Here is a 14,222-nt window from a genome sequence, read left to right on the forward strand (position 1 = left end):
GAACACACATAAAGGATAGCCAATGAGCAATGCAGAACAGAAAGAAGAATGGTACGAATTTAATCAAGAAACCGTAGAAGCATTGATTGAAGACGGAAGTAATGCCGAGGCACCGCATACAATTGAATATCATTTTGCTCATTCTGATTTTGACATCCTTGAAAAAGCCGCCGTAGATGCGTTTAAAGCAGGCTTTGAAGTAGGAGATGCTGAAGAGTTGATGTTAGACGATGGTGGCACCGTATTCTGTTTTGATGCCGTTGTAGAAAGAATGCTAGATATTGATTTAATCAATAAAGATACGGATACACTGTTAAAAATTGCCGACAAACACAACATTCATTATGACGGTTGGGGCACTTACTTTATCGAATAGTTTTGTGGGTTACTTGCCGCAACGCTAACAACATAGCAGGCGGTGATGGTAGATAAATTGTTACTCGCTATTCAGTATAGGTAACCCTAATCCGGTTTGGGCTTAGCCCCTAAGATATCTAAGGTTGCTAGAGCCTAAAGCCATATGGTTTAGAATTCTGTTAACAATGTCGTAGCAGAACTATTAGTAATAAGGAAATACACGATGTCTAAAGTTAAATTAGTTGTTCTATATCCTCAACCTACCGATGCAGCTCAATTCGATACCGATTATTTAGCACACTTATCGATGCTCCATGAGAAAATGAATATACCATTGGAGCATAAGCCTTACACTGTCACCAAATTTGTGTCTCCACCAGACATCCCAGCACCATACTATCAAATGTTTTCCATGCCATTTCCTTCCGCAGAGGAGTTGCAGCAAACGATGGGAAGTGTCGAGATGCAAGAGGTAGCAGGTGACGCTGTGCGCATTTCAAGCGGCGGCGCACCGGTTATTTTGGTTGGAAACGACGCAATATAATTGCCCCTTATCGTCCATCCGAGGTTGTCATACCGACCTCCGTGTAGCATGGTCTTTAGGCCATGGATATTCAAAGGCTTCTCGCGGGGCTGAAGCGCCCGCCTACAAGTTTGTAGCATGGTCTTTAGGCCATGGGATTTTTCGCCATGGATATTCAAAGGCTTCTCGCGGGGCTAAAGCACCCGCCTACAAGATTCCCCCCCCCCCTGTAGCATGGTCTTTAGGCCATGGGGTGTTGGGCCATGGGCATTCAAAGGCTTCTCGCGGGGCTAAAGCCACCGCCTACAAGATTCCCCCCTGTAGCATGGTCTTTAGGCCATGGGATACGCAGCATAAATTAAGACAATAATGTGTGGCTGATAAGCCGGGAAAGAATTTAATTGATCAGTGGGGCGATAGCCCCACTGTATTGGTACCTGTAAAACCTAAACTCTCAGTGATTTTTCACCACGAGCTAAGCCACAGACACCGGTTCTAGACGACTCGATGACTTCCGTCTGGGCCCACATTGCTTGGGCAAATGCATCCAACTTATCACTGGTTCCTGTCACTTGAATAGTGTAATTCTTTGCATCAGTATCGACTATTTGCGCTCTAAAAATATCAACCGTTCGATTGACTTCAGAACGCACCAAATCGGTTTTCGCAGCCACTTTAATTAACATTAACTCACGTTCAACATGAGTACCATCTGTTAAGTCCGTCACTTTCAGTACGTCTATTAATTTATTGACTTGTTTCGTAATTTGTTCAATGACTTTGTCATCACCATGGGTAACTATGGTTAGTCGCGAAAGACTTGAATCAGTGGTGGGTGCTACACACAGTGAATCAACGTTATATCCTCGCTGTGAAAACACACCAACAATGCGTGACAATGAACCTGGTTCGTTTTCCATCAATACAGAGATAATTCTTCTCATCAGGTACGCTCCGTTTTACTTAATCTCATTTCATCCATTGCACCGTATTTAATTTGCATGGGATAGACATGTTCATTTTGATCAATGGCAATATCCATAAACACTAAGCGGTCTTTAAGGGCGAAACACTTAGCCATAGCGTCATCCAATTCAGACGGATGATTCACTTTAATGCCGACGTGACCATAGGCTTCCGCTAATTTTACAAAATCAGGCATAGAATCCATATAAGAGTGAGAATGACGACCTTTATAGATCATATCTTGCCATTGTCTAACCATACCTAACGCACGGTTATTCAAAGAGATAATTTTTACTGGCAAGTTGTACTGCAAGCAGGTAGATAACTCTTGAATGTTCATTTGAATACTACCATCACCAGTGACCACTACTGATACGGCGTCTGGGTTGGCCATTTGCACGCCCATTGCTGCAGGTAATCCAAAGCCCATAGTGCCTAGGCCACCAGAGTTAATCCATCTTCTAGGTTTAGCAAAGGGATAGTAAAGAGCGGCAAACATTTGGTGTTGACCCACATCTGAACTCACATATGCATCGCCATTTGTATGCTTATATAGAGCTTCGATAACTTGCTGAGGTTTAATCACATCAGCACTCTTTTCATAACTTAAGCACTTGCGGTCGCGCCATGAGTTAATTTGGCTCCACCAATCTGCAAGTTTTTGTTTTTGCTCCGTTAAGTCCTTTTTATTCAATTGACTTAAAACCTGTTCAACCACTTTATCCACTGAACCAACAACGGGTATATGTACGGCCACTGTTTTCGAGATAGATGCCGGATCAATATCAACATGAATAATGGTTGCATGGGGACAGAATTTTTCCACGTTATTGGTCACACGATCATCAAACCTTGCCCCTAAGGCAAAGATACAATCGGCGTTGTGCATGGTTTTATTCGCTTCAAGGGTGCCATGCATACCTAACATGCCAACGAACTGCTCATGAACGCTTGAGAACGCTCCTATGCCCATCAAAGTAGAGGTAACAGGTGCATTGAGCTTTTCTGCCAATTCGGTGATCAACTCTGATGCTTCAGAGGTAATTGCACCGCCCCCCACATAAAGTACCGGTCTTTTCGCATTAACTAGGGTATCAACAGTTTTTCTAATCTGCTTACTATGGCCTTTCAACGTAGGATTGTAAGAGCGCATAGTCACATCTGATGGATACTCATAGGGATGAGATTCAAGTACATTCACCAAATCTTTTGGTAAATCAACGACTACAGGGCCGGGTCGCCCCGTGTTAGCAATATAGTATGCCTTAGCAATAGCCTTAGGAATATCAATTGCGCGTTTAACTAAAAAGCTATGCTTAACGATTGGGCGAGAACAGCCCACCATGTCTGTCTCTTGGAATGCGTCTTCCCCGATGTGCATTGACGGCACCTGACCTGACAACACAACCATTGGAATTGAATCCATATAAGCAGTCGCAATACCTGTAATGGTATTGGTTGCTCCGGGACCAGAAGTTACTAAGACTGTACCTGTTTTGCCTGTAGAGCGAGCATAACCGTCAGCCATATGAGCAGCAGCTTGTTCGTGGCGGACGAGTACATGTTTGACATCATCTTGTGCATATAAAGCATCATAAATGTCGAGAACGGCACCACCAGGGTAACCGAAAACATGGGTAACTCCAGAATCTTTAAGGGCGCGAACTACCATAGCCGCACCTGACATCATTTCCACCAGACATCCTCCTGTGTAATTAATAAGTGACTGTTAGATTTATACGGACTATACGTGACAGATTAGGAAGATAAAACAGCAAAACGGCATAAAGTGAGATATATATCCCAATATACCGCATTTTTAGGATAAACATCCTATTAATGAGCATATTTCGTTCAAAAATAGGATGGTTTTACATTTATTTTACACACTTCTACGAATCGAGATCCACTTCAAGCTCTTCATCATCACTAATTGTGGCATCTTCGTCATCATCGTTAAGGTGAGACGGCTTATTGCCGTAGATGCTTCCCAATTTAGGTCGATTGATTCGTTTTTGATATTTTAACCAAGCACGCTCAGATACAGTTTCAGGTTCCACCTTGCCAAATGCCGATTCAACAAAGTGTTGATCTTCATGTGTTTCGGGTGAAATAACACCATCAACTAGCGCTGCGTATAAAGCACCATATTGACTCAACGCTTTGCTCTCATTAATCGAAAAGTCTCCAGAACGTGAAAAACCATAAGGGTAATTTTTCACATCAGTGAATACGCGCTTTACTAAAGAATCTCTTGTAATATTTGCCATAATGGACATCCCAAAAAAACAAAAATAATTAACTTAAAAAAGCTGATTCCAATTGAGTGCTTGTGTTGATGTAAAACCCCAATTGAGTACGTCTATACAGGGGGATAAATAAAACCAAAACGCAGTGGTGTCAACAAATATTTTATGACAATTTGATGATCCGGAGAAATTGTTGCTAATCCACGACATTATTGACTTAAAGCGTCAATTTCGCGGGGAAATAATTAGCATAAATCAGGCCAAACTGCCTAATTTTTGCGGATTTTATGATGTTGGAGATGAGTGCAATAACGAGTGCAATTATTTGTTGAGGCTGGGCCTCAATTGAACACTATATTTAATTCAAAACAGTTCACGACTTTAATAAATAGTTGCGCTAAACGAGATATTTCAATCGAAGTTTTGCGGTGCATCTTCCGTTACACCAATCAGGCCATTGAACAACCTAAATAAGAAAGCATAGTTCGCGAACTTCCCTTTACCCAGTTTTGAATCATCGAAGTATCACCAAAGACCAAGCAAAATCGCGATGTGACTATAGACAGCTAATTCTGAAAATTGACTGCTAAGGAATTAACCGTGGCATTGAGTGGGGGACATATGGCTTCGCTCTTTAGTTGAAGCTTCCCAAGACATCATCGACAATTAAGTAACGTTTTTCGTATTGCTTAGATAATGTCAGGGACAACAAAGCCTCGTAAACTCTTCTATCGTTTTTCGCTGACCCATATAGTTATCGTACCTTCAACAACAACTTTACCTTGTTGGTCGTAAGCCTTTACTATTACAGGCAAATCTCCGGGTTTCCAGGCACCTTTTGGAACCTCTGCTACACACTTGATGTCGGTGTCAGCCTTGGCGGGGTACTTAACCTCCATACCCTTTGGTATCCAGCGTAGATTTTTTGGAATAGATGCTTCACTCATGAACCCCATCGCCATTTCAAGTCCGTTGCAAATCGCTATAACGTGGACTGTGCCAATGTGATTTTGTGTTATTTTTCGCTTCTTGATAAGCACTTCACAACGGTCAGGTCTAAGTTCTGTAACTAGCGGCGATATTGTTGAAAAGTAAGGCGCACGTCGCGCTGAATACCAGCTAAAAAGCTTCCTACCAAAAGGAAACTTCAAAAACTTTTTATATATTTTCAGTAGATAATTATCGGCCATATTCGGTCTCAGGTCTTTTTTAAAATTCTGTAAGGCAACAGAAAGCTAACAACTTTCTGTTGTGTCATTTTAATCTTCGTAAATCCAAGCTATTTGAGCTTAACCTAACCATCTGAAAGTCATATCAACATTTAATTTATTGATATATGGGCTTTGACCTTCTCTATCTTGTTAACAAGTAAAGAATCTATCGTTTTTAAAATTAATCTGACGTGAACCACAAAATTAACCCCCATACAACGCTACCAACATAATTCTCAAATTTGCTTCTGTTTAATTTCACAAACGTCTTTGACTTATCATCAGTATGCAAAATTTCAACTTTGGATATACCGGATAGTTTCACTTTATCAACGAACCAACGTAACGGGTTTTTAGCCGTCACTCTTGACATGTTCGACTGGTTAGACCAGATAAGTGTGATGCATTTTTAGGTCAGTATCAAGTTTTTAAGCAGTAACGCACGTTTTTGCCCAATATAAGTTTGTGAAACTCAATACAGTAAAGCGATTAAAATAACGGCTTAAAAATTACAATGGATTAGTCCATGAGAAATCATCAGGTACTATCAAGTATTATTAGAGTGTAGAATTTGGAGCGGGAAACGAGACTCGAACTCGCGACCCCGACCTTGGCAAGGTCGTGCTCTACCAACTGAGCTATTCCCGCATTTTGGTGGTGGTTGGCATATCCTTTATTGCCGTTTTGCTTTCGGTTCATCCTAAACCGGGAGCGCATTGTACAAAAATAATCTAACGAATCAAGTGTTATTTTAAATAAATTTAGTTAAATTGAATTTTTTAGCGAAAATATAAACATAGCGCTTATATATTGAGCACATGTTTGCGGTAGTAAACCAATTCTTCAATAGACTCTCGAATATCGTCTAGAGCTTGATGGGTACCTTTTTTTTGCAATCCATCTAAAACTTCAGGTTTCCAGCGTTTTATCAGCTCTTTGAGAGTACTCACATCAATACTACGGTAGTGAAAATAATTTTCCAAGTCCGGCATATATTTCACCAAAAACCGACGATCTTGACCAATCGTATTTCCGCATAGAGGTGAAACACCACTGGGCACATATTGTTGCAAAAAGGCAATGGTCTGTTTCACAGCTTCATTTTCATCTATTGAGCTTGCTTTGCAGCGGTCCGTTAACCCTGATTTACCGTGCACATCAACACACCAAGCACTCATATTATCGAGAATTTCATCGGATTGATGTATAGCCAGAACCGGCCCTTCTGCCAACACATTGAGGTTTTTATCCGTCACAATAGTGGCGATTTCTAAAATGACATCGGTTTCTGGTTCTAGACCGGTCATTTCTAAATCTATCCAAACCAAATTTTCGTTATTTACTGGCATAATACAAACCTTATGTATGGGTTTACTCATTCTCTTTTTCGACTACTGGTGGCCTGTAAATTGTTAATCTCGCATACTTTAAGTGAAGGAAATTAGCTGATGAATAACACAAGCCAAATAAAATATTATCAAAATTTACGCGCTGACGTTACCATGTATGAGTCTAACGAGCCAAATTAAGTAAAGTAAACGTGGCAAAAAAACCAAAATTAACCAAAAAGCAAAAACGTCAAGTCTCTACCAATCGCCAAAAGAGACTTTCGACCAAAGAATCATTTCACAGTGATGAACAATTAGCTGATAGCCGTCAAGGGACAGTTATTGGACGTTTTGGAAAACATGCTGATGTGCAAGATGAGTCTGGGGAAGTGACTAAGTGCCACATGCGTCGCACCGCTGGTAGCGTAGTATGCGGTGATAAAGTTGAATTCCGCCCCGGTAAAGAAGCAAGTGAAGGGGTGAACGGTATTATCGAGTTAGTCCACGATCGAACCTCTGTTCTTACTCGCCCTGACTTTTATGATGGGGTGAAACCAATTGCTGCTAACATTGACCAAATCATCATTGTGAGTTCAGTTTTACCTGCCTTGTCTTTAAATATAATTGATCGTTATTTAGTTGCCTCTGAAGATGTTCAAATTCAGCCAATTTTGCTCTTGAATAAAATTGAGATGCTAGACGCAGACGCCCGTGAAAGGGTTGATAAAGAGCTGCAAATATATAGAGATATTGGCTATCAAGTACTGCTCACCAGTTGCAAAACCGGCGAAGGTATCGACCAACTTAAAGATATTTTAGCAGATAAAATTAGTGTGTTCGTTGGACAATCGGGTGTAGGAAAGTCAAGTATTGTCAATCAATTACTACCGGGTGCAGATGAGGCCATTGGTGACATTTCAGATAACTCAGGCTTGGGTCAACACACTACGACTGCGGCTAAAATGTTACATTTCCCCGGCGGCGGTGACTTAATTGATTCACCTGGGGTACGGGAGTTTGCCCTTTGGCACCTTCCCGTAGAAAAAGTCACATCTGGATTTATTGAATTTAGGGATTACATTGGCGGCTGCAAATTTCGAGACTGTAAGCATCTAGATGATCCTGGTTGCATTATAAAGCAAGCGGCATTAAATGGTGAGATATCAATGCAACGTTATGAAAGCTATCATAAAATTTTGTCTTCAATGGAAGAGAATCGTCCAAACCGCGCAATCCCTAATTAGCTGTAATTATTTGTTTCCACAATTGCCTTCCAAGCCCTAAAAATGGGGCTGTTTTCTACTCCCCATCAAAATGGCATGACTTAGACCGACTCATTATCAGACTAAAATAGCAATATACGATACAATTATTTTGTCGAAATTATGGAGGCTCCGGTCTTGATCAGTTGGTTCAAAATAAAGTTACAGTACATCTTACCTAAACATTTGCTTTCCAGACTTGTAGGTAAGTTAGCAGCGGCTGAAGCAGGTGGATTAACGACTGCTTTGATTAAGTTATTTATCAAACAGTTTAACGTTGATATGTCCGAGGCTAAATTTCCAGAGCCAGACCACTACCGCACTTTTAATGAATTCTTCACCCGGGAATTAAAAGAAGGTCTACGACCAATTTGTGATGATCCAAAACAGTTAGCCATGTCCGTTGACGGTACCGTCAGTCAACTGGGCGACATTGATTTTGATACTATTTTTCAAGCAAAAGGCCATAACTACAGTTTGACCGCGCTATTGGGCGGTAATCCTGATATTTCAGCCCCTTTTCAAGGCGGCAAGTTTGCAACCATTTACTTATCGCCAAAAGATTATCATCGAATCCATATGCCCTTGGACGGTGTATTGACCGACATGATTTACGTACCGGGCGAGCTGTTTTCAGTTAACCCACTTACCACTCAAAACGTGCCCGGGTTGTTCGCTCGTAATGAACGTGTGGTTTGTGTATTTGAGTCTAAGCAAGGTAAGTTTGCAATTGTGCTTGTGGGTGCCACTATTGTCGCGAGCATCGAGACGGTTTGGGCGGGCACAGTTACCCCCCCACCAGGGCAAAATGTTCAACATTGGCGATACCCCAAAGATAGTGAAAACACCATTACCTTAGCCAAAGGTGAAGAGCTGGGGCTATTCAAATTGGGCTCTACCATTGTGGCCTGTTTTGAACCTGACATGATCGACTTCAACGGTCAATCTAGCGGAGATACAACACGCCTAGGTGAAGTTTTCGCCACTTTGAAAGACTAAGATTTATGCATCCAGTAAAACGAAGCCTATGGTCTTTGCACCTAACCGTGATTTTGTTAGGTGCCACGGCGCTAATGTCTAAAATAATTCCGTTGTCTGCCACTGATATCACATTTGGGCGCTCGGTGGTTGCATGTATTGTACTAGGGTTATTAGTCAAACTCTCTGGTAGCAGTTTACGGCTGAATAATGCTAAAGATTATTGGGTAGCATTAGCACTGGGAATATTAATGTCGGCGCATTGGGTAACCTATTTCGCGGCAATGCAATACTCGTCGGTGTCAGTGGGCATGATAGCTCTTTTTACCTTCCCCGTTATCGCCGTTTTATTAGAGCCATTCTTTGAGGGAATTCGATTAGTTTGGCAGGATGTTGTCAGCGCAATCGTAGTATTTATAGGTATTTTCCTGATCGTTCCTGAAATTTCATTAAAAAATGACATCACCCTAGGAATATTGATCGGCATGCTTTCAGCTGTGCTTTACGCACTTAGAAACCTTTGTCATCGGAAGTATTTTTCCCATTACTCTGGCTCCCATGCTATGGCATATCAAACATTGGTGATTTTAGTTAGCTTGCTATTTTTTGTTTCCGATGATTTTTTCACCGCCAGCAATGAAACCTATATGTGGTTAGTGGTGTTGGGTATCTTTTTAACTGCCCTACCCCATGCGCTGATTGCAACCAGCTTAAAACATTTGCGCGTAAAAACCTTTGCGCTTGTGGCCTGTATGCAACCATTTTATGGGGTAATACTTGCCATTATTGTGCTCGATGAAAAACCTAATTGGCAAACTTTTCTCGGTGGTGCACTGGTAATTTCAGCCGCGATATACGAGACTGTCAACGCCCAAAAACTGCATCGCAAATAGTCCAATTCTGTTAGGCTAGCGATTAATGGATTGATTGTGTTTATATATGCTCATCGTGGTGCCAGTGCATTAGCACCAGAAAACACTTTATTAGCCCTTAAAACCGCAATCGCTCAGCAAGCAGATGGGATTGAATTTGATGTGTTTCAGCATCAAAATGAGTTTATATTAATCCATGATCGCTGGTTACATCGCACTACCAATGGCATTGGTAGTATTGATTCTTTACTCCTCGAACAAATTAGAAAACTCGATGCAGGGGAAGGAGAAACCGTTCCTACTCTTCTGGAAGCGCTACAGTGTATTGGTTTATCATGTCAAATAAACATTGAATTAAAGGGTGTTAGGGATGTTCCACTGCTTTTGAAATACGTTCATGATGCCTGCGACAGTTTATCCATTCCCAGTTCAAATATTTTATATTCTTCATTTGATCACCATTTGCTCAAGACCATCAAAACCATTGCTCCAAGCGCCAGAATTGGTGCGTTAACAGCCAATAAGCCAATAGATTATGCCGGTTTTGCTGAGGTTTTGGGTGCAGAATTTGTGAATGCCGACGTGACCTTTGTAGACAAAAATTTTGTTTACGATGCAAAGCGAAGAGGCCTGAAAATGGGAGTTTACACCGTAGATCAACCGGAAGATTTAGTACGTTTACAAGAATGGGGAGTAGACGCTGTATTTTGCAACAATCCACTCAATGCTAGATTAGCTCTTGCTGATTCAGCTAGTGACTAGTCTCACAATCATGACAAGAGTGGCAACTTTTACATAGACGAATATTAGCGACATGGGCAGCGACAATAAGCAGTGCCCCTAAACCAATAGTAAATGGTTCGTACGCCTCGCCAAACATATCTTTATTCCAATATATCAATCCGCCTAACAGTAAGCTGTATATTGGATACAATTGTCTATGGTAACGATAAAATCCAAAAAGTAGCGCCCAGAAACCGATAATCATCGATAAGGTAAGTATGGTTTTCTCAAACCAATCTTGCGCAAAAAAACTCGCGCCAATAAAAGGCACTAGAGGTATTAGAATAGGCAACAGCAGGCAATGCAAAGCACAGATACTGGACGTCCAGATCCCCACTCTATCCATTACTGATTTATTTTCAGATGCCGCCATGTCGCTGATTAATCCTCTGTGTTTATGGAAATTCAATTCAGGTTTGTTTTTAAATTAAGTATAAAGATCGCAAATTTATCTTCGTACTTTTCAAACCGGGGCGTTATAGTATAACATTTCTTTGGAAATGCAACCGTTATTAGTTTTTTTTATGGTTATTGAAATTCATTCTAGCCCTGTAGCATGGCCTTTAGGCCATGGGGTTTCCATGGGATTTTCCATGGGTTATTGGTATCCCTTTCTCGGGGCTAAAGCCGCCGACTACAGGTTTGGGATTTGCCTCGATATTGGATATTCATTCCAGACCTGTAGCATGGTCTTTAGGCCATGGGGTTTTCATGGGATTTTCCATGGGTTATTGTTACCCTCTCTCGGGGCTAAAGCCGCCGACTACAGGTTTGGGATTTGCCTCGGCATTGGATATTCATTCTAGACCTGTAGCATGGTCTTTAGGCCATGGGGTTTTGGTTATTGTTACCCTTTCTCGGGGCTAAAGCCACCGACTACAGGTTTGGGATTTGCCTCGGTATTAAATATTCATTCCAGACCTGTAGCATGGTCTTTAGGCCATGGGGTTTTGGTTATTGTTACCCTCTCTCAGGGCTAAAGCCACCGACTACAGGTTTGGGATTTGCCTCTCTCAGGGCTAAAGCCGCCGACTACGGGTTTGGGATTTAGGATTGAAAATGCACTATTCGCCTAACATATCGCGTAATTTTTGTTCGGCAATTTGCGCTGGCGTTAATGCTTTATCTTCATTATTGGCCGCTGATTTGGGGACGTTGTCTACTGCTGGCTCGTCACCAAACAGAACTGCCAATTGTGCTTTAGCTTGCTGTGCTTTGTCGTCATGAGTGGCTGTAAAGACGTTTCCAGATGGCGAAAAATAATCGCAAAAATTAGCCTTTTCAGTATCACTTACCTGTTCCGCCCTAGGTTCATTACAACCGCTTCGAACATCGTAATCTTTACACATTTTACACACGTGTTGATCTGCTCCGCAGTTGGCACATTCTTCTCGTCGAGACATGGGAAATATAACATCGTCTAGACGGTTTCCACACTTCCAGCAAGTTAACTGACAAGCACTCATTGGTGCTGATCGAACATGATGACATTGCCATCTGGGTCTTTGACAATACAGTGCGCTGGCCCAGAATTACCTTGAGTTTCAGAATCAATTTGATAGCCAATTTTACGTATATGGGCTTCTATTGCGCGCGCATCTGTTGGGTTAAAAGTCAGAATATTGTCTTCGAACATTCCTTCGAATAACCCTATAACAGTTGTGTCTTTTTGCAAAATTAACCATTTGTCTTCGATGCTGCCACATTCTTCATGTGTTTTAAAACCGAGCATTTCGTAAAAAGCCTGTGATTTGGCGATATCTTTGACTGTTAAGCTAACCGAAAATTGTCCTAATTCCATACTAGATCACCTTATTTTTATCATGGGAGCATTCATTTTCGTAGATACACTAATAATCAATATAGTCTCAATCAACATAAATGATAAGAAAGTTAACAATCCGTTTTACGATTTATTGCGTCGCTTTTCACGTCTATTTAGGATGACTTTTTAATTTTAGTCACTAAGGTTACAATCAGCATTACCACAGCGCCGGCCATGACTCCGGTTAACCCTTCAAGTAAAATTGGAGCGACGCTTTGGCTAATACTCCCTAACAAAGTTTCAAGCCAGGCTACAATGTCGTGAACAACATGATGGATAGTCGGAATACTATGAACTAAAATCCCTCCCCCCACTAGAAACATCGCGGCGGTGCCTACAATGGCCAGTGTTTTCATTAGCATCGGGGCAAACATCAATAGCCATCTTCCCAGGGTGCGTTGAATACCATCGAAACGACCGCTCAACGACTTTCTGAGCAAATACAAACCTAAGTCATCCAGTTTTACAATACCTGCCACTAGGCCATAAACACCCACCGTAATAAGCAGTGCTAACCCAGACACAACAGCAAATTGTGTCATGAATATTTCATCTTTAACGGTACCCAAAACAATCACAATTATCTCCGCAGAAAGAATAAAGTCGGTGCGAATTGCGCCTTTAATTTTATCCTTTTCTAAAGCAACGAGATCGACGTTAGGATCTGCTAAAGCTTTTATCTTTTCAGCATGTTCAGCGTCTAACTCTTCTTTCGAGTGAAAGAATTTATGGAATACCTTTTCAAATCCTTCAAAACTTAAATATAAACCACCGATAACCATTAGCACGGTTATGAGCACGGGTAAAAAAGCACTAATAGCTAACGCAGCAGGCACTAAAATAAGTTTGTTGAGAAATGATCCTTTTGCCACCGCCCAAACCACAGGTAACTCTCGTTCAGCTTTTACTCCAGAAACTTGCTCGGCATTTAACGCAAGATCATCTCCTAGAACACCAGCGGTTTTCTTCGCTGCCACTTTAGAAAGCACTGCAACATCATCAAGAATAGTGGCAATGTCATCAATTAAAGCAAGTAGATTAGAAGCAGCCATAATGATTCCTTTTTTCTGCTAAAAGTTTATTCAAGTTCAGATAAAACTCGATCAGGTTTAATATCTAAATGGTGATTTACGGCCAACTGCTGGGTATGCAAAAGGTCGCTGATGGCAACAAGTTGCACGTCTAGTTTCACCAATGTTGGTAGATTTTTTTGCAAATAAGCGATGGTTTGTGGATACGGATGCGCTATGCCAACAGCATATCCGTCTTTTTGGGATAGTTGAATTAATCGCTTAAACTGAACATCAATTTCTGCAGGGTGATTATCGTTATCTAAAAACACATTTCGTCGCGCACTCAACACGCCATTTTGCTGGGCTATTTTAAGCGCTTTACTGTATCGCGTTGTTCTACTGTCTACAAAAAACAAATGCTGCTGAGCTAAAAATTCCATGGTGACATTCATCGGTAAACTTAATTGAGTAAGCTTACTGCCCATATGGTTATTGACACCAATTGCATCAGGGACGGTGGCCAGTGCCTGTATAAGAGTAAGGCGAATCGATTCAGCTGACATATTGGCAGTGAGAGCGCCTGGCCCTAAGGGTTTTCCAGCCAAGGACTCCATCGGAATATGTAGCATCACATCTCTTTTTTGCACTGCCGCTTTATGGGAATACTCTTCAGATAGGTGAGTGAGCGGCAGTATTGAAAATGCCACTTCTTTGGGTAAAAGAAATGCCGCTTCATCGCGTTTAGTATTCCCCATGTCATCGATAATCAGGGCTATTTCCGCTGCAAATAGGGGCGAAATGGCCAGACTTAACAGCATTAATGTAATCAATTTGCTCAGGGATTTAGGAATATAA

The 14,222-nt window shown here is 41.4% G+C and carries 17 protein-coding genes and 1 tRNA gene; 7 read left to right on the top strand and 11 right to left on the bottom strand.

Annotation, left to right across the window (positions count from 1 at the left end):
* Positions 1-22: 22 nt before the first annotated feature.
* Positions 23-376 (top strand): ribonuclease E inhibitor RraB, encoded by a 354-nt coding sequence (gene rraB, locus ACYVIL_RS01725; RefSeq protein WP_460311353.1) that lies wholly within the window; start codon positions 23-25, stop codon positions 374-376.
* A 204-nt stretch (positions 377-580) separates the two neighbouring features.
* Entirely contained in the window at positions 581-901 is a 321-nt protein-coding gene (locus tag ACYVIL_RS01730) for an EthD family reductase (protein ID WP_303477340.1), read from the top strand.
* A gap of 425 nt (positions 902-1,326) precedes the next feature.
* On the opposite strand, the gene ilvN is transcribed toward ACYVIL_RS01730, so the two are convergent.
* From ilvN to orn, 6 genes are all read right to left on the bottom strand, one after another.
* Positions 1,327-1,824, bottom strand: a complete 498-nt coding sequence (gene ilvN, locus ACYVIL_RS01735; protein WP_216048780.1) for an acetolactate synthase small subunit — start codon at positions 1,822-1,824, stop codon at positions 1,327-1,329.
* The gene (locus ACYVIL_RS01740; RefSeq protein ID WP_303477344.1) at positions 1,824-3,542 is read right to left on the bottom strand and encodes an acetolactate synthase 3 large subunit; all 1,719 of its coding nucleotides are present in this window, start codon (positions 3,540-3,542) and stop codon (positions 1,824-1,826) included. The genes ilvN and ACYVIL_RS01740 overlap by 1 nt, the downstream gene beginning before the upstream one ends.
* 196 nt (positions 3,543-3,738) lie before the next feature.
* A complete protein-coding gene (locus ACYVIL_RS01745; RefSeq protein ID WP_303477346.1) occupies positions 3,739-4,116 on the bottom strand; it encodes a MaoP family protein in 378 nt (125 codons plus the stop codon).
* A gap of 707 nt (positions 4,117-4,823) precedes the next feature.
* Positions 4,824-5,285: a hotdog fold domain-containing protein gene (locus tag ACYVIL_RS01750; RefSeq protein WP_303477349.1), complete on the bottom strand. Its 462-nt coding sequence runs from the start codon at positions 5,283-5,285 to the stop codon at positions 4,824-4,826.
* 593 nt (positions 5,286-5,878) lie between these two features.
* Positions 5,879-5,954, bottom strand: a tRNA-Gly gene (locus tag ACYVIL_RS01755).
* A gap of 155 nt (positions 5,955-6,109) precedes the next feature.
* On the bottom strand, positions 6,110-6,655 hold the full coding sequence (gene orn, locus ACYVIL_RS01760) for an oligoribonuclease (protein WP_460311354.1): 546 nt from the start codon (positions 6,653-6,655) through the stop codon (positions 6,110-6,112).
* Positions 6,656-6,846: 191 nt separating this feature from the next.
* Between orn and rsgA the strand changes: the two genes are divergently transcribed.
* The 4 genes from rsgA (at position 6,847) to ACYVIL_RS01780 (ending at position 10,508) form a co-directional block, all read left to right on the top strand.
* The gene (rsgA, locus tag ACYVIL_RS01765) at positions 6,847-7,878 is read left to right on the top strand and encodes a small ribosomal subunit biogenesis GTPase RsgA (protein WP_460311355.1); all 1,032 of its coding nucleotides are present in this window, start codon (positions 6,847-6,849) and stop codon (positions 7,876-7,878) included.
* A gap of 156 nt (positions 7,879-8,034) precedes the next feature.
* Positions 8,035-8,895: an archaetidylserine decarboxylase gene (gene asd, locus ACYVIL_RS01770; protein ID WP_303477357.1), complete on the top strand. Its 861-nt coding sequence runs from the start codon at positions 8,035-8,037 to the stop codon at positions 8,893-8,895.
* Between the two features lie 5 nt (positions 8,896-8,900).
* Positions 8,901-9,767 (top strand): DMT family transporter, encoded by an 867-nt coding sequence (locus tag ACYVIL_RS01775; RefSeq protein ID WP_303477359.1) that lies wholly within the window; start codon positions 8,901-8,903, stop codon positions 9,765-9,767.
* Positions 9,768-9,803: 36 nt separating this feature from the next.
* Entirely contained in the window at positions 9,804-10,508 is a 705-nt protein-coding gene (locus tag ACYVIL_RS01780; protein WP_460311356.1) for a glycerophosphodiester phosphodiesterase, read from the top strand.
* Here ACYVIL_RS01780 and ACYVIL_RS01785 read toward each other — a convergent pair.
* Complete coding sequence (locus ACYVIL_RS01785; protein ID WP_303477363.1) at positions 10,498-10,902, bottom strand: MerC domain-containing protein; 405 nt, start codon at positions 10,900-10,902, stop codon at positions 10,498-10,500. The genes ACYVIL_RS01780 and ACYVIL_RS01785 overlap by 11 nt on opposite strands.
* A gap of 197 nt (positions 10,903-11,099) precedes the next feature.
* Between ACYVIL_RS01785 and ACYVIL_RS01790 the strand changes: the two genes are divergently transcribed.
* The gene (locus ACYVIL_RS01790; protein ID WP_460311357.1) at positions 11,100-11,396 is read left to right on the top strand and encodes a hypothetical protein; all 297 of its coding nucleotides are present in this window, start codon (positions 11,100-11,102) and stop codon (positions 11,394-11,396) included.
* Positions 11,397-11,593: 197 nt separating this feature from the next.
* On the opposite strand, the gene ACYVIL_RS01795 is transcribed toward ACYVIL_RS01790, so the two are convergent.
* The 4 genes from ACYVIL_RS01795 to ACYVIL_RS01810 all read right to left on the bottom strand — a co-directional run bounded on the left by ACYVIL_RS01795 (position 11,594) and on the right by ACYVIL_RS01810 (position 14,185).
* On the bottom strand, positions 11,594-11,995 hold the full coding sequence (locus ACYVIL_RS01795; protein WP_460311358.1) for a hypothetical protein: 402 nt from the start codon (positions 11,993-11,995) through the stop codon (positions 11,594-11,596).
* Positions 11,992-12,330 (bottom strand): VOC family protein, encoded by a 339-nt coding sequence (locus ACYVIL_RS01800; protein ID WP_460311359.1) that lies wholly within the window; start codon positions 12,328-12,330, stop codon positions 11,992-11,994. Before ACYVIL_RS01800 ends, ACYVIL_RS01795 begins: the two co-directional genes overlap by 4 nt.
* A 137-nt stretch (positions 12,331-12,467) precedes the next feature.
* Positions 12,468-13,406: a DUF808 domain-containing protein gene (locus tag ACYVIL_RS01805; RefSeq protein ID WP_303470853.1), complete on the bottom strand. Its 939-nt coding sequence runs from the start codon at positions 13,404-13,406 to the stop codon at positions 12,468-12,470.
* A gap of 26 nt (positions 13,407-13,432) precedes the next feature.
* Positions 13,433-14,185 carry a divergent polysaccharide deacetylase family protein gene (locus ACYVIL_RS01810; protein WP_460311360.1) on the bottom strand — a complete coding sequence of 251 codons (753 nt, stop codon included), beginning with the start codon at positions 14,183-14,185 and terminating at the stop codon, positions 13,433-13,435.
* Positions 14,186-14,222: the final 37 nt, after the last annotated feature.

It is taken from the genome of Aliiglaciecola aliphaticivorans, assembly GCF_054782055.1.

Coding starts and splice junctions, on each gene's coding strand:
- ACYVIL_RS01800 (WP_460311359.1), bottom strand. CDS start 12,330: ATGGAATTAGGACAATTTTCGGTTAGCTTAACAGTCAAAGATATCGCC.
- rraB (WP_460311353.1), top strand. CDS start 23: ATGAGCAATGCAGAACAGAAAGAAGAATGGTACGAATTTAATCAAGAA.
- ACYVIL_RS01810 (WP_460311360.1), bottom strand. CDS start 14,185: ATGCTGTTAAGTCTGGCCATTTCGCCCCTATTTGCAGCGGAAATAGCC.
- ilvN (WP_216048780.1), bottom strand. CDS start 1,824: ATGAGAAGAATTATCTCTGTATTGATGGAAAACGAACCAGGTTCATTG.
- ACYVIL_RS01730 (WP_303477340.1), top strand. CDS start 581: ATGTCTAAAGTTAAATTAGTTGTTCTATATCCTCAACCTACCGATGCA.
- ACYVIL_RS01785 (WP_303477363.1), bottom strand. CDS start 10,902: ATGGCGGCATCTGAAAATAAATCAGTAATGGATAGAGTGGGGATCTGG.
- ACYVIL_RS01795 (WP_460311358.1), bottom strand. CDS start 11,995: ATGAGTGCTTGTCAGTTAACTTGCTGGAAGTGTGGAAACCGTCTAGAC.
- ACYVIL_RS01750 (WP_303477349.1), bottom strand. CDS start 5,285: ATGGCCGATAATTATCTACTGAAAATATATAAAAAGTTTTTGAAGTTT.
- ACYVIL_RS01775 (WP_303477359.1), top strand. CDS start 8,901: ATGCATCCAGTAAAACGAAGCCTATGGTCTTTGCACCTAACCGTGATT.
- orn (WP_460311354.1), bottom strand. CDS start 6,655: ATGCCAGTAAATAACGAAAATTTGGTTTGGATAGATTTAGAAATGACC.
- ACYVIL_RS01805 (WP_303470853.1), bottom strand. CDS start 13,406: ATGGCTGCTTCTAATCTACTTGCTTTAATTGATGACATTGCCACTATT.
- ACYVIL_RS01790 (WP_460311357.1), top strand. CDS start 11,100: ATGGGGTTTCCATGGGATTTTCCATGGGTTATTGGTATCCCTTTCTCG.
- ACYVIL_RS01745 (WP_303477346.1), bottom strand. CDS start 4,116: ATGGCAAATATTACAAGAGATTCTTTAGTAAAGCGCGTATTCACTGAT.